This is a genomic window from Billgrantia hypersalina, from assembly GCF_052584175.1.
Genome location: NZ_JBMIQI010000003.1, coordinates 153,545 through 173,068 on the forward strand (window position 1 = coordinate 153,545; position 19,524 = coordinate 173,068).

The following is a 19,524-nucleotide window of genomic DNA, read 5'->3' on the forward strand; positions in this document are numbered from 1 at the left end:
AGCCTACCAGGCTTCGAACATACTATGCCCGCCCTGCGGATAGGAATGATATGCAAGAGCTTTCTCACTATTGACCTGGAGCAAGGCACTGCGTGAAACCAAGCGTACCATTGACGAGCAGGCCCGGCGCCCTGGTCCTGCGATCGAAACCCACGCATCTGCCCGGCCAGCCTCGATTCACGACGACACCCTCAGAAGAGTGACGCAAGAGTGACAACCATGCCCCACCCCGTCCTGAAAGTCCTTTCCTGCGCGGCTATGGCGCTTGCCTGTACTGCCGTGCAGGCCGAACAGATCACCGTGACCGATATCGCCGGGCGCGAGGTCACTCTCGAAGTTCCCGTCAAGCGAATGATTCTCGGCGAGGGCCGCCAGGTCTACCTGCTTGGCGCTCTACAGCCGGAAGCGCCCTTCGCCGGCGTGGTGGGCTGGCGCGAGGACTTCTCGCAGGCCGATCCGGACAGCTATGCACGCTACGCCGCCAAATTCCCCGAGCTCGAAGCGCTTCCTACCTTCGGTGGCTTCAAGGATGGCACCTTCGACGTGGAGCAGGCGGCCTCTCTCACCCCCGATGTGATCCTGATGAACCTGGAAGCCAGGGCAGCCACCGAGGATGCCGCTTATGACGAGAAGCTCGCCGAGCTCGGTATTCCCATCGTCTACGTGGACTTCCGCGAAGATCCGCTCCGGCATACCATCCCCTCCATGCGACTCCTGGGTCAGCTGCTTGGGGAGGAAGAGGACGCCGAGGCCTTCGTCGAGTTCTCCGAGGCCCAGATGGCCCGCGTCACGCAAGTGATCGAATCCGGGATCGAGGACGACGAACGCCCGCGGGTCTTCGTTGACCGTGCCGGCGGCTACTCCGACGATTGCTGCATGAGCTTCGGCCCCGGCAACTTCGGGGAGTACGTCGAGCTGGCCGGAGGCGCAAACATCGCCAGAGACATCATTCCGACGACCTTCGGCACGCTGAATCCCGAGCAGATCATTGCCGCCAATCCGGAGCATGTCGTCGTGACCGGCGGTAACTGGGAGGCCTACGTGCCCGGCGGTGCCTGGGTCGGCGTGGGCCCGGGGGCCGACCTTGACAGTGCACGCGCCAAGCTCGCGGCACTGACAGATCGTACGGCCATGACCGGCATCGATGCCGTCGAGAACGATGACGTCCATGCCATCTGGCATCAGTTCTACAACAATCCCTACTATTTCGTCGCTGTGCAGCAGTTGGCCAAATGGTTCCATCCGGAGCTGTTCGCCGACCTGGACCCCGAGGCCACGATGAAGGAACTGCACGAGCGCTTCCTGCCCGTGGATTACGAACCCGGCTACTGGGTCTCCCTGGATGAGCATTGAGATCGCCCAGACAGGTTCGGCTGCCGAGGGGCGCGGTTTCTACCGCGCCCTCGTGCTGCGTCGTCAGCTCATTCTCGCCGCGCTTGTTGCCGCTCTTTTCCTGAGCCTATGCGTGGACCTGGCCCTCGGGCCGGCCCGTTTCACCCTCGCCGAGGTGGTCAATGCCCTGCTGGCACCCAATGCCGTGAGCCAGCAGATACGCGTCATCGTGTGGGAAATCCGCATGCCGGTGGCGCTGATGGCGTTGGTGGTCGGTGCCAGTCTGTCGATCGCCGGCGCGCAGATGCAGACCATCCTGAGCAACCCGTTGGCCAGCCCCTTCACCCTGGGCATTTCGGCCGGTGCCAGCTTCGGCGCCGCCCTGGCATTGGCTTTCGGCGTCACGATCATACCCGCCGCTGTAGAATACGTGGTGCCGATAAATGCCTTCATCATGGCCATGGTGACGGCCTTCATGATCCATGCGATGAGCCTGAGGCGTGGCGTCACGATCGAAACCATCGTGCTGCTGGGCATCGCCATGGTGTTCATCTTCAATTCGCTGATGGCGCTGATCCAGTTCTTTTCCAGCCAGCAGGCCGTGGCGGCCGTGGTGTTCTGGACCATGGGCAGCCTGACCAAGGCCACCTGGCCCAAGTTCTGGATCTCCCTCGGCGTGCTGGTCGTGGTGCTGCCACTGCTCGCCCGCCACGGCTGGGCGCTGACCGCCATGCGCCTGGGCGATACCAAGGCCGAGAGCATGGGCGTCAATCCGCGCGCCTTGCGCCTGGAGGTGCTGGTGCTGGTCTCGTTGCTGGCGGCCGTTGCCGTGGCGTTCGTCGGGACCATCGGCTTCATCGGCCTGGTCGGGCCGCATATTGCCCGTATGCTGGTGGGTGAGGACCAGCGCTTCTTCCTGCCGGGCTCGGCCCTGTGCGGCGCTCTGATACTCTCCATCGGTTCGGTGATATCGAAGGTCATCCTGCCGGGTACCGTCATTCCCATCGGCATCATCACCTCGCTGGTCGGCATCCCCTTCTTCCTGTTCCTGATCCTCAATCACAAGAAGGCCTCATGGTAACGCTACAGCTCGACCGCCTGTCGGCTCGCTACGGCCGCCGCCAGATTCTGGAGGAAATCTCCACGCCGCCCTTCGAAGGTGGCCGGGTGGTGGCGCTGCTCGGCCCCAACGCCGCCGGCAAATCCACGCTTTTTCGGCGCATATTCGGTTTGCTCAAGGGCGACGGCGAAGCTCGCATCACGGGCGCTTCCTCGACGCGGCCCGTCGCCTACATGCCACAGGACACCGGCGTCAACGCCGTTCTGACAGTGTACGAATCGGTACTGCTGGCACGCATGCAGGGTCGCGCCCTGAAGGTACGGCCGGAAGATCTGGCGAAAGTCGACCAGGCCCTGGGTGAGCTGGGTATCGTGGCGCTGGGCGAGCGCGACATCGGCGACATCAGCGGCGGCCAGCGACAGCTCGTCAGCGCGGCCCAGGCTCTGGTGCAGGAACCGGAGATACTGCTGCTCGACGAACCCACCTCGGCGCTGGACCTCAACCGCCAGATCAGCCTGCTGGCCATTCTGCGCCGCCTCGCCCGGGAGCGCGGGATGCTGGTCATGGTGGCCCTGCACGACCTCGGGCATGCGTTGCGCTTCACCGATGAAGCGATGGTGCTGGAGAACGGACGGCTAATCGCCTGCGGCACGACAGCCGATGTGGTAACGCCCGAGCTTTTGCGCCGCGTCTACCGCGTCGCAGCGCGCATCGAACCCTGCTCCAAGGGCCTGCCCCAGCTCATTGTCGAAGAGAGCGTCTGAGCCCGCGCCCCTCCAGCGCCGCCAGACCGGCGCCCCCCAGGATGAGGGGCAACGCCAGCAGGAATCCGCTGGCCAGCGGCAGGCCGAACAGCAGCAGGTCAGCGAGTATCGGCCAGATCAGCGCGAGATATTCGAACGGCGCAAGGCGCGACGCCTCCGCATAGCGCAGTGCCAGGGTCATGGCGATATGTGCCGCCCCACCGAACAGACCGGAAAGCACCAACAGCCCCAGCTGATTTGGCGTGAGCGCCGCCCAGCCCATGGGCAGTGTGGCCAACCCCACCAGGGTCGATAGCAGCACGAAGTACAGGGCTATCGACCCTGCGCTTTCCGTGCGCGAGATACGCCTGACCGTCAGCAGTGCCCCTGCCGAGAGCAGTGCCGCCAACAACCCGAGTGCATAGCCCGCCGCGTGGCCCCCTCCCGCGTTCGAGCCAAGCGCAGGGAGCACCAGCACGGCCACGCCGGCCAGGGCCAATACCAATGCGCCCGCGCGTTGGAAAGTGAGAGGCTCGCCCAGCAGGACGACGCCACCGCAAGCCATCAGCACCGGCGTCAATTGCATCAGCAAGGTGGCTTCGGCCACCGGTAGCAGGGCCAGCGAGGCAAAGGAGGCGAACATCGCCGCGGCCCCCAGCCCCGAGCGCAGCAGATGCCCGGCGGGACGCCGCGTGGCCAGACCGGCAGGAAACTCGCGTCGCAGCCACATGAACAGCACGATGGGCAGTAGCGCAAAGGCCGAACGGAAGAAGACGATTTGCCCCAATGGCGCCGACGTCCCTACCGCCTTGATGCTCACCATCATGCCGGTGAAGAGAACGCCAGACAGAAGCCTGAGCAGAATGCCGGCCATGGGCCGGTCCGCCGTTGTCGCCATGAATTCCGCTACCAGTGGTTCCGTGGGTGTGCCAGGCGAGAGAGTCTACCTCATAGCGTCATGCCAGGCTCAATGGTGTAGCCCATGTCGATCACCCGCTGGCCAGGATCACCCCCTTGGATGCGTCGCAGCAGCTCGGTGGCAGCGCGCTTGCCGATCGCTTGTCGCGGCGTGACCACACTGGCCAACCGCGGCGTCATCACCTGGCTTACGTCGTGGCCGTGGAAGCCGGCGATAGCCAGTTGTCCAGGCACTTCGACGCCACGCCGCAGACAGGCGAAATAGGCCCCCACCGCGACGTCGTCATTGGTGCAGAACAGGCCATCGGTGTCGGGGTGCTCCTCGAGGGTTTCATTGAGCAGCGCGGCCCCTACGGAGTAGGAGGAGCGCTGGCTACGCTGCTTGGTGAGGGGCTTGAGGCCGTGCTCTTCCATCGCCTGCCGATAGCCCTGCTCGCGCTGCAAAGTGCGCGAGTCGAGGCGCACGGCCAGATAGACGATTCGGCGCCGGCCGCGGCGGATCATGGCACTGACCATGTCGTAGGCGGCGCGAACGTTGTCGAAACCGATCGACTGGTGCAGCGGCGGGGTCAGCGAATCCATGATCTCCACGGTGGGGATGCCCGCGGTCTCGAGCATGCGGCAGGTTCGCGCGGTGTGGTGACTGTCGGAGAGGATCACACCGTCGACATTGTACGAAAGCAGCGAGGCCAGGCTGCGCTCCTCCAGCTCCTGGCTATAGCCGTAATGGGAGAGCATCAGGTGGTAGCCCAGCGGCTCGGTGACTTCTTCAATGCCTACCAGTACGTCGGCAAAGACCTGGTTGGTCAGTGACGGCACCAGTACCCCGATGGAATGACTGGTCGCGCGTGACAGCAGGTCGGGGGCCCGATTGGGAATGTAGCCGACCTGCTCCGCCACGCGGAAGATACGTTCCCGCAACCCTTCCGATACGGTCGAGGGGTCGCGAAGGCAGCGACTCACGGTCATTTTCGTCGCCCCGACCCGGTCGGCAATGTCCTGGAGTGTCGGTCGTTTCTTCTTCACGGTGTCCCATTGGCAGCTGGTGGTTCCGGCACGTGCCGATGGCACTCGCCAGGATGAAAAGCCTCGAACCAGGTCTGCCGTACAGCGCATTGGCAGCGATCAGTCACCTCATCGGTGACACTCGGGCATAGCCTGCAGAAAGGTTTCCACGATGGCTTCGGGCGCGGCGGCGATATTGCACGACACGGCCTCTTGTTCGTCGGGTGCCTCCAGGTCGTGGAGTTGGCTGTCGAGCATCGCCTCGCCGCGGAAGAAATGCTCTTCTCGTGCCGCCAGGCGTTGGCGTAGCTGCTCGCGTTCTCCCTCCAGGAACAGGAACAGCAGCTCGGGATCGCCACGCCGCAGGAGATCTCGATAGCGCCGTTTGAGTGCCGAGCAGGCAAGCACCAGCGAAGCATTGCGCCGACGATGGTCGCCGATCAGCCCCGCCAGCGTTTCCAGCCACTCGCGGCGGTCGTCATCATCGAGCGGAATGCCGTTGGCCATCTTGTCGATGCTGGCCGGCGAATGGTAATCGTCGCCATCGATGAAAGCGACCCCGAGGCGGCTGGCCAGCAACTCGCCGATGCACGACTTGCCCGACCCCGACACCCCCATCACCACGATGCGGTAAGTGCCATCCTTCACGAGACCTCCGGTTATCAGTTACCGCGAACGGCGGCCATGTCAGGCAGCCAAGTCACGAGGCCGGGGAAAGCGATCAACACCACCAGCACCACCAACAACGCGGCGTAATAGGGCAGCATGGCCCTGACCAGTTGCTCCATGGTGACCCGGCCGACGCCGCAGCCGACATAGAGACAGGTGCCTACTGGTGGGGTGAGTAGTCCGATGCCCAGGACGAAGGCCATCAGCACGCCGAAATAGACCGGGTCGACCCCGACCGAGGTAACGATCGGCGTCAGCATGGGCGCCATGATCACCATCGCCGGCGTAAGGTCCATCACGAAGCCCACCAGCAGCAGCAGGCCGGCCACGATCATCAGCAGCCAGAACGGCTCCTGGGTGATCGCCTGCACCTGGCGCACCAGGGTCTGCGGCACCATGTTGATGGTCAAAAACCAGGCAATGACGGTGGCAAAGGCCAGCAGCAGCAGCACCATGCCGGTCAAACGCGCAGTGCGGATGAGCATGCCCCACAGCTCGCGGGGGTGGAACTCGCGGTAGAACACGAGCGAGATGAACAGTGAGTAGAGCAGCGCCGCCACCGCCGCCTCGGTCGCGGTGAACACACCGCCGAGGATGCCGCCGATCACAATGACCGGCAGCACCAGCGCCAGCCACGCTGCCTTGAAGGCCTGCCATAGGCGGCCGAGGTCGAAGCGGCGTGTCTGTCCGGCATGTTCGATGCTGGCCATGATGAAGGTGGTCACCATCAGCGCGAAGCCGATCATCAGACCCGGCACGATGCCGGCGATGAACAAGCGGCTGATCGAAGTCTCGGTGACGATACCGAACAGGATCAGCGGAATGGAGGGCGGAATGATGATGCCGATGACCGAGGAGACGGTATTGATTGCCGTGGCATGCGGAGCGGAATAGCCCTGCTGTTTCATCGACGGAATCATCATCGCACCGGTGGCGGCGGTGTCGGCTACCGCCGAGCCGCTGATGCCGCCAAAGAACATCGAACCGGTGATGGCTACCTGGCCGAGGCCCCCTCTCACGAAGCCGACCAGTGCCCCGGCAAGCTCCATCAGGCGACGGGCGATACCGCCGCTGCTCATTACCTCCCCCACCAGGATGAAGAACGGGATGGCCAGCAGCGGGAAATTGTTGACGCCGCGAATCGATTGCTCGATCAGGATCGACAGGGGAATGTCGGAGAGTACCGCCATGACCACGGCGGCCACGCCGAGACCAAAGGCGATGGGAAGCCCTATGATGATGGAAGCGAACAGGATACCAAGGAAGATCCACAGCATGGCTCAGTCTCCTGCCGTGCGGTTGCCGAGCGCCGGATCGCGTATCAGGCGCACGCATTGCCAGGCCCGCCACAGCGATACTGCCACGATGAATAGCGAGCAGATCACCAGCGAGACGTTGATCAGATTCCAGGGCACGCCGAGGATGGCAGTGCGTCCGGTAGAACGGGACATCACGAGGTAGCCGCCCCACACCATGATGCTCATCAGCGTGGTGATGACGAGGTGCTGCAACAGGTACAGCAGGTAGGCGGCCCGCGGCTTGAGGCGGCGCACCAGGAAGTCCACCGCGATATGCTCGTAGCGAGCAAATGCCGCTGCGGCACCCACGAAAATCAACCAGATGAACAGCATGCGCGCCAACTCATCGGCCCAGGGTAGCGAGCGGTTGAGCAGAGAGCGACCAATCACATTGGCCGACACCGAAACGATCAGCGCCACCAGAATCGCTGCGATCAGGTGCTCCATGATATGAGTCAACCAACGGAAGACGGCCGGACCGCGATGCTCTTCGGTATCGAGTTCGAGCGGTCTGCGCCGGGGGTCGTCCAGATAGGCGCCGGGGTCGGCGGGTGGTTGAGAGGGCGAGGTCATGCAGCGCTCCGTGAGGGCAGGGGTAACCCCCTGCCCTGCCAGTCAGACGGATGGAAAAATTACTGGTTGGACTCGACGATTTCCTGAATCTCAGCGATCAGGTCTTCACCGATTCTCGGACCCCACTCGTCGTAGACCGGCTGCACAGCTTCCTGGAAGGCGGCAATCTGCTCATCGTTGAGCCGGGTAATCTCCATGCCGCGCTCTTCGAGCTGCTCGCGCGACCAGTCGTCGTACTCGGTGGCCAATTGGATCTCGTACTCGGCGGATTGACGCGCCGCTTCCTGCACCAGCTCCTGATACTCGGGATCCATGCGCTCCCAGGTACGCTCGGAGATCATCAGGATGAACGGCGTGTAGACGTGACGTGTCTCGGAGCCGTAATCCTGCACTTCGTAGAAGTTGGAGGTCAGGATGGTGCTCCAGGGATTCTCCTGGCCGTCCACCACGCCCTGCTCCATGGCCGAGAACAGCTCGCCGAAGGCCATCGGTGTGGGGTTGGCGCCGAGCGTCTCCCAGATCGACAGGTGGACCGGGTTCTCCATGGTACGAATGGTCAAACCACTCACATCGAGACCGGCCACATCCTCGGGCGTCTCGACCGGGCGCGCACTGTTGGAAAGCTGACGATAACCGTTCTCGGAGAAAGCCAGGGCCTTGATGCCGCTGCCTTCGAAACCGTCGAGCATTCGCTGTGCGGTATCGCTCTGCATGACGGCCACGGCCGCATCGCGAGTCGGCAGCAGGAACGGCAGGTCGAATACCGCCAGCTCCTCCACATAGGTGGTCGCCGGGGACGAGGAGGGATAAGTCATGTCCAGCGAACCGGTCTGCAGCATCTCCATCATCTGCACATCGTCACCCAACTGGCTGTTGGGGAAGATATCGACACTGATGCGACCTTCACTGCGCTCGTCAAGGATGTCGGCGAAGTACTGCACGGAGAGATACTGCGGCGAACTTTCGGCCAGGCCAATGCCCATGCGCAGGGTAAGGCTGCCGTGGTCGCCTACCGTGTCGCCCTCGATAGCGGGTGGATCGGAAAGCTCGGGGCTCTGGGCATAAGCAACGCTCAGGGACAGGGTAGCAGCACCGGCTAACGTGAGGGTGTTGCGCCAGAAAATGGTCATGGCTGACTCCAGTCGATTATCGTTGTGAGTTGGCACATCATGGCGTCGCCCCGCCGCATAACGGTTTCGGGGCGTCGAATGTCCGCGGTTGTTACCGGTAACATCCGATGCCTTGAAGGCTAGACAGTCACCCAGGTACTGTCAACGACAATCCCGCCTTTGCCGTCATAGACGTTGGTAGCAAGCCTTCAGCTCACCCCTCGAATAACCCAGACTCCCTCACGGCACGTCCCACCGCCGCCAGCATTTGCTCGTTCCGGGCCAGGTTGAGTACGCCACGCACGCAAGCCACGATGACCAGGCGCCGGGCATCGCTGCCCTGCCCCTGCGAGGCGATGCCGGCATCACAGGCCCGCCGATGCTGGGTACCGGTCTTGTGGACCAGGCGAATATCGCGGCCCAAGCCGGCCTTGAGCCGGCGATCGCCGCTGCTGGTGCGCGCCATGACCGCCAAGAGGTCGGCGGTGGCCTGTGGTCCCAGCGCCCTGCCCTGGGCCAGCTCGGCGAGCATTTCGCCGAAGGCGTCGAGCCGTCCGCTGTTGAGGCCGGAGGCGTAGTAGAGACGAAAGGCTTCGTCGATGCTGGGTAGCAACAGCTCCTGCGGCGCCAGATCGAGGCGCTGGCGCAGCCACGCCATGCGCGCGGCTTCACCGCTTCGCTTGCGCAGTTCGATGAAGTCCAGCCCGCTCAGGTCGAAGGCGTCCGGGTGCAGATGGGAATAAGCGTGTCGGCGAACGTCGACCAGGCTCGTGATCGGCCCCAGTCCGCCGGTCAACGTGAGCTGCCGCGCCCGGTCATTGACGCTAGCCAGCCCCAGGTGGCGCATCAACATGTCGCTCGCCGTGTTGTCACTGACCACCAGCATCGACTCGAGCAGTTGGCCTAGCGGCAAGGCGCTACCCGGCGCCTGCCAGTTGGTGGAGCCCGCACCGTCGACATAGTCGCTGCGAACCAGCGTCAGCCGCTCCTGCAGCGACATCTCGCCGTGTTCTACCCGGCTCATCAGCTCGACGGCAACGGGTACCTTGACCAGCGAGGCCAGGTACCAGGTTTCATCGTCGCGCCAGCCCAGGCGAGCTCCCGTTTCGAGATCCTGCACATGAACCCCCAGCTCACCGGAGAAACCGGCTTCAAGCAGCGCCAGCCTCGCCTCCAGGCGCTCGGCCCAGGGCGGCTTTATCGAGGCTTCAACCTGCTCCGCCCAGCCGGGCTGGGCCACGGCCAGGGAGGGCAGCGCCAAGGCCAACAACAAGACTGATCGCAAGAGACTTCGCATCTTCATCGACTCCGCTCCCGGAACCAGCGCATCAGGGCGATCCACCCTGCCGTGAGGAGAATCAGTGCCAGGCCGATCCCCAGCACCTGCGGATAGCTGTACACCTGCCAGGCGCCGAGCAGCAAGCGCAGGATCAGGAAAATGGCCACGATATGAAAGATGAACGCGCGCAGGGCATCGCTGCCGATTACCGTGATGGGCCTGAGCCAGGTCGCCGCGCGCCGGCCGCCCAGCAAGCACAACGCCAGGATCATAAGCGCGCCACCGGTGCTGAACAGCATGAAAGGCACCTCGGGGGGATGCTTGCCGACATTCCAGGCCACGGCCATCAGGGCGTCGTACCACTCAGGCAGTGCCACGACGACGAAACCGGCAAGCAAGGCCACCCCCAGCCCGGCCAGGCACGCCACAAGGCGACGACGTGTGCCAGGCTCGCCGTACCAGCGCAGGATCGCCTCGCCGATCAGCAGGCCCACCATCACCAGGGGCAGTCGCGCCAGCTGCCCCCAGGTGTAGTGGTCGGCGTCCTCGACCAGCAGTGCCTTGAGGATCTCGTTGTCCCAGAAGTGAAAATGACGCTCGAGCGCAACCGAGAGCACACCTACCGCCACCGGGGCCAGCAGGCGTGACCATAGCGGCATGCGGCGCCACAGCGGCAGCACCCAGGGCAGCCACAACAGCGCCAGGGCATAAAACCCGAGGATCTCTACCCAGATGGCGAAGCGCCGGTAAAGCAGCGCATCGATGATGTCCTGCGGGGTGAAGAGCGGCAGCATCTCGATGACGGTCAGCGCCTTGTACCAGAACATCACTTCAAGCCCCCGCAACATCAGCCTCTGTCGACGCCGGGTCCAGTCGGGCGTGCCGACCTTGGGCAGGAAGGCCACCGCCAGGGCGATGCCGAACACCAGGATGAACAGCGAGGAGGAGAACTTGGTGATGAGATGAACGGGCACCATGCCCCACTCGGGCACGTCGCGAATGCCCAGCAACCCGCTGACCGCGTGGCTCAGGATCATCAAGGCAATGGCCACGCCTCGGGCCAGGTCGATGGCTTCCACCCTCGCCGGCAGCGACGGCAACTGGGGCCGCTGGGTGAGCATGGTCATGGGCGGTTCCCTCGCGATATGATCCGCTTCCCCCGCCACCTTCCTGGGCCGGCCCTCACGGTGTCCGGCCTTACTCGGGGCGAAACCCGTACGCATGCTGACTTTCCCCTAGCGTCGAGCCAGGGCCTCGAGCGCGGCAGCCAATCCCTGGGTCAGCCTGGCCATGGTAGCGTAATCGAGCCGGTCGTGAGTGTCGCTGGGGCCGTGATAGTCCGGATTGCGGAAATTGGCGGTGTCCGTGAGCATCATGGCAGGAAAGTCATTTTCCCAGAAGGCCCAGTGGTCGGAACGGCGTATGTCGCCGAGTTGAGGTGGCGCCGCCAGCCCCTCGGAAGGAACCTGTGCATGACGCCGGAACGAACCGAGGGTTTGCCGGACCAGGCGTCGCGACTCCAGGTTGCCGACGAAGGCAACGAAATCGCCCGTGTTAGGGTAGAAGCGGTCCAGCGGGAAGGGGTAGGCCTGGCTGCCGGGCTCGGTACGATAGTAACCGAGCATCTCTAGCGAGAGCATGCCCATTACGTTCCACCCTTCGGCTCTCGCTCGCCGCGCATATCGCAGGCTGCCCATGGCATCGCTACCGAAGAACGGCATCTCTTCGTTGACGAACGCCACCAGGCGTAACGAACGGTCGAGTTCGGCCTGCTGCAGGAGACGCGCCAGCTCGATCAGTACGGCAACACCAGAAGCATTGTCGTCGGCGCCAGGGCTGTCACGAACCGTATCGTAGTGCGCGCCCACCACGAGTATCTCCTCCGCAAGCTGCCCGCCAGGCAGGATCACCTCGATATTGTGGAACGTTCGGCTTCCGGTCGGCACGGCCTGGCGTCGAGGCTCATGCCCGATTTCCTGCAGGGCCTGTACGATGTAGCGTTCGGCTGCCTCCAACGCCTCGGATCGCCAGTAGTGGCGCTCGCCTATCTGCTCCGACAAGGCTCGGACATGGCCGTGGAGCCGCTCCCGCAGCATCTCGCCATCGGCTTCCAGCGGCGGTGGATCGCCGCGAAACGAGGTACCCGGCATGTGCAGCATCAGCCCGTATCCTCCCGCCAGTGTCACCAAGGCAACGAGCAGGATGGCCGCCAGCCCTGCCCCCAGCAGCAAGTGCCTGCGCGTCATCGTCGACCGTTTCCCATGTTTCCCCCTTCCCTGGAGTCTCTGTGCCGTCACTGCTCAAGATAGGTGGCCGGCTCACCGCAGGAAAGCGAGATCGCGGGAATTGAACCGCTGACCACGGTCCGTGCTGCCACGCACCCCGGTTTCGCCCTAGGGGCCTTGGCACGACAGATCGCTTCATCGTCACCGCAGAAGATCAAGTCTTTCTCGCTCGAATCAACAGATTCCGAGGCGTCAGCTGAGGCGCACAGAACGTGCCGACCTCCACGCGGAAGCCGGCCTCTTCCATGCGCGCCATGCGATCCATCGTCAGCCATACCTCCAACGGGCGGCGGAATACATGGCGCACCAGCTCCAGACGTTTCACCTCGGCAAGCCGCTGCCAACCGGCGCGCTCGAAAGGGGCCGGATCGAGCGAGCTGGGCAGCACCAGTCCCTTTCGCTCCGCTGCCCAGCGGCAGAAATCGTCGAAGCGTTCGGGAAGTTGGCCATAGGCGAGACTGGGAACCGGTAGGTAGCTGTCCTCCCCGCGCAGTTCCCGTTGCAGTTCATCGAACCCCAGGCGCCAGGCATTCGCCAGCTCGCGGCGGCGGCGCACCCCACGTGGCGCCGTGACGGTTTCCTGCACAGCCAGCGTCAGGTCGTTGCGTTCGAGTTTCAGCTGATATGCATGGCAGAGCTGGCGCCCCCGCTGCGACACGGGACGGTATTCGGCTTCCCGGGTACGGTGATAGCAGCAGGGCGCCACGGTCACGGCGCTGCCCGACGCCGCCGCCAGGTCGAGCAACCGCAGATGCAGGTCACCGCAGGCATGCAGCGCGATGACATGGGTATTGGAAGTCAGGAATCGGCCGGCATCGCCCCCCATCACGTCCTGCTGGAAAAGTGTGACTGCCGCCTGCTGCTCCGCCGCCAGGCGCTCCCCCTCCCGACACAGCGATGCCTGCCACTCCAGCGCATTGACGGCATTGCCGCGGCTGCGGGCAAGCGCCCGGGCGAGATGGCCCTTGCCGGCACACCATTCAAGCAGGCTCTCCTCCGGCGTTGCCGGTAGATGCCGAACGAAAGCCTCGATCTGTTGCCACTTGCGCCCGCCCACATGCCGCCCCCAGGCTTGAGGCAACGTCACGGCCTCGGCTTCGAGCGGTGCCAGGTGCGCCAGCTCGGCCAGCTCGCCGACCGGCAGCCAGTCACCAAGCGGCGAATCTTGCCAGGGGTCGGCCTGCAGGCGGGCCACCTGGGCATCGCTCAGGCCGAGCAGCAGGTCGGCAAGCTCGGGGGAGGCATCACGCCATGGCACGCGCCGGTACATGAACGGCGCCGGTCGCCAGTAAGGCTGCCATGCGGCGAGAAGCGACGTCAGGCGGGAAAAACGCGGCTCAGTATTCGATGCGGGATGCCTGCGCATCGAATCCCACCGATATTCCGATGCCCTCTTCCAGGGTGGGCGGTTCATCCAGTGACTGCTGCAGCGCCAGTATGCCCTCGACCCGGCCCGCCACGTGGGCCTGGCTGCCTTCCACCTCGAAGGTCTCCAGGTTCAGGCGCACATCGGCATTTTCTGAGGTGAAGACGGGTGGCATGCTCGCCGCACCGATGGGATGCAGGAGATCGAAGTGGATGACTTCGCCTTCCACCAGTGTGATGCTGAGCGAAAGCGAGTCGCGAAACTGTCCCATCTCCGGCTCGGCGAAACCGATGAGGTCGATCACCACCCGCTCGCCGGTATCGGTGAAGGTGGCATTGGCGTCGTTACCTTGCCGCAGGATGACCCATTCGCGCTCGTCCCCGTTCAAAAGCCCCGACATGGTGCCGATGGTTTCAGGCTCCTCCGGCGGGTTGGCCATGGCCGGTAGCGCCAGCATTAGCCCCAGCGGCCATGACAACCGCATTGCTTTGCCCCACATGATCCCCCCTTCCGTCGCTACGCCCCGCGAGAGCCGCTTCGGCCGCCATTCTCCCGGGCGCTCGACTAGCAGACAAGCCCTCTACGCTCGTGCCACTCCGCCAGGCTCTCCTCCGGGTAGTGGTCGAAACGCTGATCGTCGGGCCTGATGTCAGGCTCCACCCAGTTGGCCTTGCTGTCCAGCAGAAGATGAACCCGCTCCGGCGGCACCGGCAGCGGCGTGTCGATGGCCGAAGCGAAAGGATGCACCAGCTCCGGCCAACGAGGGTCGTAGACCCACAAGGCACTGCCGCAACGCGAGCAAAAATGCCGCTCGCCGGGGCTCGCCTCCCCGTCAATGACGGCATGGTAGAGGGAGACATTCGATTCGCCCTCGACCCGCAGGGTGGCATAATCCCCGCCCAGGTTGATGGCATAGCCTCCGCCTCCTGCGGTCTTGCGACAAATTGAGCAATAGCAGCGCTGGTAGGGATAGGGATGCGCCGACTCGAGCTCGAACGTCACCGAGCCGCAGTGGCAGGAACCTTGTAGTCGCACGATGACCTCCTTAGTGACGCTCTGGCATTGAAGCTTTTGCTAAGCGTAGCCGCTCGGCCAAGGCATGGGGATGGCAGCGCCGCCTGACACCCTCACTGGACCAGGTGCGGACTTAGCCACTGGCGCAGTTGCGGGCCCTGCAGCAACCCCGACTGACGCGCGATTTCACGCCCTCGGCGAAAGACCATCAGGGTGGGAATGCTGCGAATGTTGAAGCGCCCCGCCAGCGCCGGCTCCGCTTCGGTATCCAGCTTGGCGAAGCGCATGCGCGGCTCCAGTTCCCGGGCGGCCTCGGCGAAGATGGGCGCCATCATCTTGCATGGCCCACACCAGCTGGCCCAGAAGTCGACCACGACCGGCAGTTCGCTGCGCTCGACCAGGGCATGGTAGTTGGCCGAAGTGAGCTCGACGGGTTCACCGGTGAATAGCGGCTGCCGGCATTTACCGCACCGGGGGGCTTCACCGAGACGGGTCGCCTGGACCCGATTCATGCCGCTGCAACTTGGGCAGCCCAGGATAAGGCTGTCGTCCATGTGGCTTGCTCCGTACTCGAGGGGATTCATGGCTAGGATGGCGCGGCTCAAGGTTGCCGGCAAGCCGGGCGGCGGCTCAGTCGTTACGTCGCAGGCCGGCCGGTGGTATGGTCTTGGCAGTCAATGCCGAAGGACAACACGATGATCGACTTCTGGACCTGGAGTACTCCCAACGGGCGCAAGGTTTCCATCCTGCTCGAGGAACTCGGCCTGCCCTATCGCACCCACGCGGTGGACATTACCCAGGGCGAGCAGTTCGAGCCGGCATTCCTCGAGGTCAGCCCCAATAACAAGATCCCCGCCATTCGCGACAACGACACAGGCACGGCGCTGATGGAGTCGGGTGCGATTCTTGTCTACCTGGCCGAGAAAACCGGTCGGTTCCTGCCTGCCGAGCCGGAAAGACGCTATCGCACCCTGGAGTGGCTGATGTGGCAGATGGGCGGCCTGGGTCCCATGCTCGGCCAGGCTCACCACTTCCTGCAGTTCAATGCCGGCAAGGCACCCTATGCCGAGGAGCGTTTCCACGGCGAAGCCCAGCGTCTTTATCGCGTGCTGGAGACCCGACTGGCCGCCAACACCTACTTGGCCGGAGACGAGTACACCATAGCCGACATGGCCTGTTGGCCCTGGGTATCGCGCTACGAGTGGCAGCGCATCGATCTCGCCGACTATCCCGGCGTAAAGCGCTGGTATACCGAAATCGCTGCCCGCCCGGCAGTGCAGCGCGGCTACCACATGCCGAAGCGGGTCAACGAGATTCCCCTGCCATGAGTCGTCGTTCACCGACAGGCGCAGCGACGCGCAGCATTCTGGTCACCGGCTGCTCGAGCGGCATCGGTCATGCTGCAGCGCAGGCCCTGGCGAAACGCGGCTGGCGGGTTTTCGCTACCGCGCGCCGCCAGGAGGAGGTCGAGCGACTCGAACGAGAGGGATTGGAAGCCCTCCCCCTGGAGCTGGCTTCGAGCGATTCCATCGTCTCCTGCGTCGAAGGCGTATTGTCGGCAACAGGCGGACGGCTCGACGCCCTGTTCAACAATGCCGCCTACGGCCAGCCGGGGGCGGTGGAGGATCTCTCCCGGGAGGTACTGCGCGCCCAGCTGGAAGCCAACCTGCTCGGCACTCACGAGCTCACCGCCAGGATCATTCCGGTCATGCGAGCCCAGGGAAGCGGGCGCATCGTACAGAACAGCTCAGTGCTGGGGTTCGCCGCCCTGCCCTATCGCGGCGCCTATGTCTGTTCCAAGTTCGCCCTGGAGGGCCTGACCGATACCCTGCGCCAGGAGCTGTACGGCAGCGGCATCCATGTCAGCCTGATCGAGCCAGGCCCCATCGCCAGCCGCTTCCGGGAGAACGCCTACCGCGCTTTCAAGGCCAATATCGACACGGCTAACAGCTACCATCGCGAGACCTACCGCGCGGTGGAAGCCCGGCTGGCGGGCAACAAGGGGTCCTCCGGCGGTCCCTTCACCCTGGGCCCAGACGCCGTGGTCGATAGGCTGATACACGCCTTGGAGAGCCGGCGACCCAAGGCGCGCTATGCTGTTACCCTGCCCACCCATCTATTCGGCTTGCTCAAGCGCTTGCTCTCCTCGCGAGGCATGGACCGGGTGCTGTTGGCATCGACACGTGACGAACGCAAAGGAGCCTGATTTGGGTCGACTCATCTCACTGGTTTTCATTGCCGCCCTGGCCTATGGCGGTCTCTATCTCTACTACGGTCATGTCGTCAGGCAAACCATCGACGAGCAGCTCGAGGCGCGAGGGCTCACTGCACTGGAAATCGAAGGCATCGCGTACGGCCCGTTGGCACCGGTCAGCCGGCAGGCGACGATCCAGGCCGATGTCAGCTACCGCGGCGCCGATGCCACGGTGTCTATTCGCCTCCAGGGTCACCCGCTGTTCTCCGACGAAGTCCGCATGGAACTCGACGGCTTGCAGGCCCTGCGATTAAGGTTCGGCGTGGGCGGGTAAGAGACGAGGAGAGTTCCATGAACCATGCTTATGTGGTCGGTCAGGTGACCGTCAACGATCCCGAGCGCTGGCTCGAATACGTCGAGCGTCTACCCGAGACGCTCATCGGCTGGGGCGGAGAGGTGGTCATGCGCGGACAGCGCACGACCACGCTGGCCGGGCAGCCAGGCCGCCATCCCAACGTCGTGGTGCTGCGGTTTCCCGACATGCATGCGGTGGAGCAATGGTATGCCTCGCCTGACTACCAGGCGCTGATTCCGCTGCGTGATGCGGCCGCGCAAGTCGAGCTGGCCGCTTACGAAGGCTAGCGTTCGGCGCTGCGGGACTCACGTGCTATGCTGCGCCACTTTACTCGGCGCGGGCCGATACGCGGCTCGACCCACGACATGACAGGAGCACGGTATGGCCAGTGCAACAGCGCGGCATATTCTGGTAGACGACGAAGCGAAGTGTGAGGCCCTCAAGGCCGAGATCGAAGGCGGACGCGACTTCGCCGAAGTGGCCCGCGAGCACTCCACCTGCCCCTCCGGCCGCCAGGGCGGCGACCTGGGCAGCTTCGGCCCTGGCCAGATGGTGCGTGAATTCGACCAGGTGGTGTTCTCCGGCGAACTCAACAAGGTTCACGGCCCGGTGAAGACACAGTTCGGTTATCATCTGCTGGAAATCACCAGCCGCAGCTGATGCCAGGTCGGCCGGGGCCTTCTTGCCTGGTCCCCTCCCAAAGCCGCCGTGTTTTCACGGCGGCTTTGCGTTTCACGGCCTGCACGTCCGCCTTGGCTTGATCACAGCCAGGCCTGCTACCTTAATGCATTCAAGCGAGCAACAAGGAGTTTGCAGTGGCAAGGATGCAACCGGAGCAGGACGCTCATTTTCGCGACAGAGTCCCCGATCCGCCCAAGGGGAAAGGCCGCATCAAGTGGTACGGCCCCGGCCTGCTGTGGATGCTCTCCGCCGTGGGTACCGGCTCGATCCTCTTCACTCCGCGGGTAGCCTCCGCCTACGAGTACCAGTTGCTGTGGGTGTTGCTTATCGTCGTGCTGTTCATGTGGGTCATGATCCGCGAAATGGCCCGCTATTCCATTGTCACCGGCCAGACCATGCTGGAGGGCATGCACACCCTCAAGGGGCCAAGTAACTGGGCCGTGTGGGTGATCTTCATACCACAACTCCTGGCGGCGGCGATCGGCATCGCCGGGCTCGCTGCCGTCGTCGGCAGTGCCATCGGCGAGTTCCTGCCGGGCGCCAACACGCTGTATGCCATGGCAATGATAGTGGCCTCCACCCTGTTTACCGCCACCGGACGCTACTCGCTGATCGAGACCTTCAGCCGCGTGATGGCCCTGGCGCTGATGCTCATGGCGATCGTCACGGCAGTGATCGTCTTCCCCGGGCTGGCGCCCATCGCCGAAGGGCTGACCTTCAACTGGCCGGACGACCCCGACCTCTACATTATCCTGCCTTGGGTGGGCACCATTCTTGCCGGCTCCATGGGCATCGTCTGGTTCGGCTACTGGACCGCCACCCGGGGCTTCGGCGGCGGCCTGCAAGGGCACGAGCCGGACGACGAGGTGCCCGAGGATTCACGCAAGGAAATGGGCAGGACCGGCGTCAAGCCTGCCGAGACGCGAACTGCTCATGCCAAGGAATGGATCCGTACCATGAGCGTGACTGCGGCGCTCGGTGTCGTCGGGGGGCTGGTGGTGATCTTCTCGTTCCTGGTGCTCGGCGCCGAGCTGCTGGCCCCCGAGGGAATCATGCCGGAAGGCCCGGAAGTGGCCGTGGACCTGACCCGCATCTTCTCGGACGTTTGGGGCGAGGTCGGCCGCTATGTGCTGCTGGCTGCGATCGTGATCGCCCTGGGCGGCAGCATCCTGGCCAACCAGGACGGCTGGGGACGCAGCTTTGCCGACATGACCCTGATCGTCACTCGCACCCGCCGTGAAGCCGGGAACGGAGGGCTGCTGCTGAAGAGCCTGGATGCCCTCGACCGGCATTTACCGTGGCCCATGTACGAGCGTCGCTGGCTCAAGCGCACCTATATCGTCAGCGTGACTGGCATCGTGCCACTGCTCATCCTGCTGGCTTTCAGCGATCCGGTGCAGGTGATGTCCGTTTCAGGCATCATTGCGGCAGCCCATACGCCCTTCATCGCCCTGGCCGCGCTCTACGTCAACCGCACGCGCCTGCCAAAGGCGCTCCGGCCGGGGCTCGCAGCGACCGCGACGATGGCCATCGCCGGCGTCTTCTATCTCGGCTTCGCCGTCCTCTATCTGCTGAACATGGCGGGCCTGCTGAATGGCTGAGCGCCAGGCCGTGCCGGCGTCGGGCATCTCGCCGCATTCGGC

22 protein-coding genes are annotated in these 19,524 nt (G+C 64.2%); 9 read left to right on the plus strand and 13 right to left on the minus strand.

Annotated elements, in window-relative coordinates; translation table 11 throughout:
- Positions 1-219 precede the first annotated feature (219 nt).
- From ACOJCM_RS01665 to ACOJCM_RS01675, 3 genes are read left to right on the plus strand one after another with little or no spacing between them, the layout of a single operon-like run.
- Entirely contained in the window at positions 220-1,353 is a 1,134-nt protein-coding gene (locus ACOJCM_RS01665; protein ID WP_445210322.1) for an ABC transporter substrate-binding protein, read from the plus strand.
- Positions 1,343-2,413 (plus strand): FecCD family ABC transporter permease, encoded by a 1,071-nt coding sequence (locus tag ACOJCM_RS01670; RefSeq protein ID WP_445210323.1) that lies wholly within the window; start codon positions 1,343-1,345, stop codon positions 2,411-2,413. Before ACOJCM_RS01665 ends, ACOJCM_RS01670 begins: the two co-directional genes overlap by 11 nt.
- Positions 2,407-3,156 carry an ABC transporter ATP-binding protein gene (locus tag ACOJCM_RS01675; protein ID WP_445210324.1) on the plus strand — a complete coding sequence of 250 codons (750 nt, stop codon included), beginning with the start codon at positions 2,407-2,409 and terminating at the stop codon, positions 3,154-3,156. Before ACOJCM_RS01670 ends, ACOJCM_RS01675 begins: the two co-directional genes overlap by 7 nt.
- Here the strand turns inward: ACOJCM_RS01675 and ACOJCM_RS01680 are convergent.
- The 13 genes from ACOJCM_RS01680 to trxC form a co-directional block, all read right to left on the minus strand.
- Positions 3,134-4,033, minus strand: a complete 900-nt coding sequence (locus ACOJCM_RS01680) for a DMT family transporter (protein WP_445210325.1) — start codon at positions 4,031-4,033, stop codon at positions 3,134-3,136. The two genes, ACOJCM_RS01675 and ACOJCM_RS01680, sit on opposite strands and share 23 nt — an antisense overlap.
- A 50-nt stretch (positions 4,034-4,083) precedes the next feature.
- Positions 4,084-5,079, minus strand: coding sequence for a substrate-binding domain-containing protein (locus tag ACOJCM_RS01685; protein ID WP_445210326.1), 996 nt, complete (start codon positions 5,077-5,079; stop codon positions 4,084-4,086).
- Positions 5,080-5,187: 108 nt separating this feature from the next.
- Positions 5,188-5,706, minus strand: coding sequence for a gluconokinase (locus ACOJCM_RS01690; protein WP_445210327.1), 519 nt, complete (start codon positions 5,704-5,706; stop codon positions 5,188-5,190).
- A 14-nt stretch (positions 5,707-5,720) separates the two neighbouring features.
- Positions 5,721-7,004, minus strand: coding sequence for a TRAP transporter large permease (locus ACOJCM_RS01695; protein WP_445210328.1), 1,284 nt, complete (start codon positions 7,002-7,004; stop codon positions 5,721-5,723).
- A 3-nt stretch (positions 7,005-7,007) separates the two neighbouring features.
- Positions 7,008-7,598, minus strand: coding sequence for a TRAP transporter small permease (locus ACOJCM_RS01700; RefSeq protein ID WP_445210329.1), 591 nt, complete (start codon positions 7,596-7,598; stop codon positions 7,008-7,010).
- 59 nt (positions 7,599-7,657) lie between these two features.
- Positions 7,658-8,728 (minus strand): TRAP transporter substrate-binding protein, encoded by a 1,071-nt coding sequence (locus ACOJCM_RS01705; RefSeq protein WP_445210330.1) that lies wholly within the window; start codon positions 8,726-8,728, stop codon positions 7,658-7,660.
- A gap of 193 nt (positions 8,729-8,921) precedes the next feature.
- A complete protein-coding gene (locus ACOJCM_RS01710) occupies positions 8,922-10,004 on the minus strand; it encodes a serine hydrolase (RefSeq protein ID WP_445210331.1) in 1,083 nt (360 codons plus the stop codon).
- Between the two features lie 2 nt (positions 10,005-10,006).
- Positions 10,007-11,113 (minus strand): heparan-alpha-glucosaminide N-acetyltransferase domain-containing protein, encoded by a 1,107-nt coding sequence (locus ACOJCM_RS01715; RefSeq protein ID WP_445210332.1) that lies wholly within the window; start codon positions 11,111-11,113, stop codon positions 10,007-10,009.
- Positions 11,114-11,221: 108 nt separating this feature from the next.
- A complete protein-coding gene (locus ACOJCM_RS01720; protein ID WP_445210333.1) occupies positions 11,222-12,232 on the minus strand; it encodes a M28 family peptidase in 1,011 nt (336 codons plus the stop codon).
- A 193-nt stretch (positions 12,233-12,425) separates the two neighbouring features.
- Positions 12,426-13,541, minus strand: coding sequence for a methyltransferase (locus ACOJCM_RS01725; protein WP_445210334.1), 1,116 nt, complete (start codon positions 13,539-13,541; stop codon positions 12,426-12,428).
- A 67-nt stretch (positions 13,542-13,608) separates the two neighbouring features.
- A complete protein-coding gene (locus tag ACOJCM_RS01730; protein ID WP_445210335.1) occupies positions 13,609-14,136 on the minus strand; it encodes a hypothetical protein in 528 nt (175 codons plus the stop codon).
- A gap of 65 nt (positions 14,137-14,201) precedes the next feature.
- Positions 14,202-14,672, minus strand: coding sequence for a GFA family protein (locus ACOJCM_RS01735; RefSeq protein ID WP_445210336.1), 471 nt, complete (start codon positions 14,670-14,672; stop codon positions 14,202-14,204).
- Between the two features lie 92 nt (positions 14,673-14,764).
- Complete coding sequence (gene trxC, locus ACOJCM_RS01740; protein WP_445210337.1) at positions 14,765-15,205, minus strand: thioredoxin TrxC; 441 nt, start codon at positions 15,203-15,205, stop codon at positions 14,765-14,767.
- A gap of 141 nt (positions 15,206-15,346) precedes the next feature.
- Here trxC and ACOJCM_RS01745 point away from each other — a divergent pair, with 141 nt between their 5' ends.
- From ACOJCM_RS01745 to ACOJCM_RS01770, 6 genes are all read left to right on the plus strand, one after another.
- Positions 15,347-15,979, plus strand: coding sequence for a glutathione S-transferase N-terminal domain-containing protein (locus ACOJCM_RS01745; RefSeq protein WP_445210338.1), 633 nt, complete (start codon positions 15,347-15,349; stop codon positions 15,977-15,979).
- Entirely contained in the window at positions 15,976-16,857 is an 882-nt protein-coding gene (locus ACOJCM_RS01750) for an SDR family oxidoreductase (protein WP_445210339.1), read from the plus strand. The genes ACOJCM_RS01745 and ACOJCM_RS01750 overlap by 4 nt, the downstream gene beginning before the upstream one ends.
- A 1-nt stretch (position 16,858) precedes the next feature.
- Positions 16,859-17,179: a hypothetical protein gene (locus ACOJCM_RS01755; protein ID WP_445210340.1), complete on the plus strand. Its 321-nt coding sequence runs from the start codon at positions 16,859-16,861 to the stop codon at positions 17,177-17,179.
- Between the two features lie 17 nt (positions 17,180-17,196).
- Complete coding sequence (locus ACOJCM_RS01760) at positions 17,197-17,487, plus strand: DUF1330 domain-containing protein (RefSeq protein WP_445210341.1); 291 nt, start codon at positions 17,197-17,199, stop codon at positions 17,485-17,487.
- Positions 17,488-17,581: 94 nt separating this feature from the next.
- Positions 17,582-17,860: a peptidylprolyl isomerase gene (locus ACOJCM_RS01765; RefSeq protein ID WP_445210342.1), complete on the plus strand. Its 279-nt coding sequence runs from the start codon at positions 17,582-17,584 to the stop codon at positions 17,858-17,860.
- A 164-nt stretch (positions 17,861-18,024) separates the two neighbouring features.
- Positions 18,025-19,482, plus strand: coding sequence for an Nramp family divalent metal transporter (locus ACOJCM_RS01770; RefSeq protein ID WP_445210422.1), 1,458 nt, complete (start codon positions 18,025-18,027; stop codon positions 19,480-19,482).
- Positions 19,483-19,524: the final 42 nt, after the last annotated feature.

Coding starts and splice junctions, on each gene's coding strand:
- ACOJCM_RS01665 (WP_445210322.1), top strand. CDS start 220: ATGCCCCACCCCGTCCTGAAAGTCCTTTCCTGCGCGGCTATGGCGCTT.
- ACOJCM_RS01670 (WP_445210323.1), top strand. CDS start 1,343: ATGAGCATTGAGATCGCCCAGACAGGTTCGGCTGCCGAGGGGCGCGGT.
- ACOJCM_RS01675 (WP_445210324.1), top strand. CDS start 2,407: ATGGTAACGCTACAGCTCGACCGCCTGTCGGCTCGCTACGGCCGCCGC.
- ACOJCM_RS01680 (WP_445210325.1), bottom strand. CDS start 4,033: ATGGCGACAACGGCGGACCGGCCCATGGCCGGCATTCTGCTCAGGCTT.
- ACOJCM_RS01695 (WP_445210328.1), bottom strand. CDS start 7,004: ATGCTGTGGATCTTCCTTGGTATCCTGTTCGCTTCCATCATCATAGGG.
- ACOJCM_RS01700 (WP_445210329.1), bottom strand. CDS start 7,598: ATGACCTCGCCCTCTCAACCACCCGCCGACCCCGGCGCCTATCTGGAC.
- ACOJCM_RS01705 (WP_445210330.1), bottom strand. CDS start 8,728: ATGACCATTTTCTGGCGCAACACCCTCACGTTAGCCGGTGCTGCTACC.
- ACOJCM_RS01710 (WP_445210331.1), bottom strand. CDS start 10,004: ATGCGAAGTCTCTTGCGATCAGTCTTGTTGTTGGCCTTGGCGCTGCCC.
- ACOJCM_RS01715 (WP_445210332.1), bottom strand. CDS start 11,113: ATGACCATGCTCACCCAGCGGCCCCAGTTGCCGTCGCTGCCGGCGAGG.
- ACOJCM_RS01720 (WP_445210333.1), bottom strand. CDS start 12,232: ATGACGCGCAGGCACTTGCTGCTGGGGGCAGGGCTGGCGGCCATCCTG.
- ACOJCM_RS01725 (WP_445210334.1), bottom strand. CDS start 13,541: ATGTACCGGCGCGTGCCATGGCGTGATGCCTCCCCCGAGCTTGCCGAC.
- ACOJCM_RS01730 (WP_445210335.1), bottom strand. CDS start 14,136: ATGTGGGGCAAAGCAATGCGGTTGTCATGGCCGCTGGGGCTAATGCTG.
- trxC (WP_445210337.1), bottom strand. CDS start 15,205: ATGGACGACAGCCTTATCCTGGGCTGCCCAAGTTGCAGCGGCATGAAT.
- ACOJCM_RS01745 (WP_445210338.1), top strand. CDS start 15,347: ATGATCGACTTCTGGACCTGGAGTACTCCCAACGGGCGCAAGGTTTCC.
- ACOJCM_RS01750 (WP_445210339.1), top strand. CDS start 15,976: ATGAGTCGTCGTTCACCGACAGGCGCAGCGACGCGCAGCATTCTGGTC.
- ACOJCM_RS01760 (WP_445210341.1), top strand. CDS start 17,197: ATGAACCATGCTTATGTGGTCGGTCAGGTGACCGTCAACGATCCCGAG.
- ACOJCM_RS01765 (WP_445210342.1), top strand. CDS start 17,582: ATGGCCAGTGCAACAGCGCGGCATATTCTGGTAGACGACGAAGCGAAG.
- ACOJCM_RS01770 (WP_445210422.1), top strand. CDS start 18,025: ATGCAACCGGAGCAGGACGCTCATTTTCGCGACAGAGTCCCCGATCCG.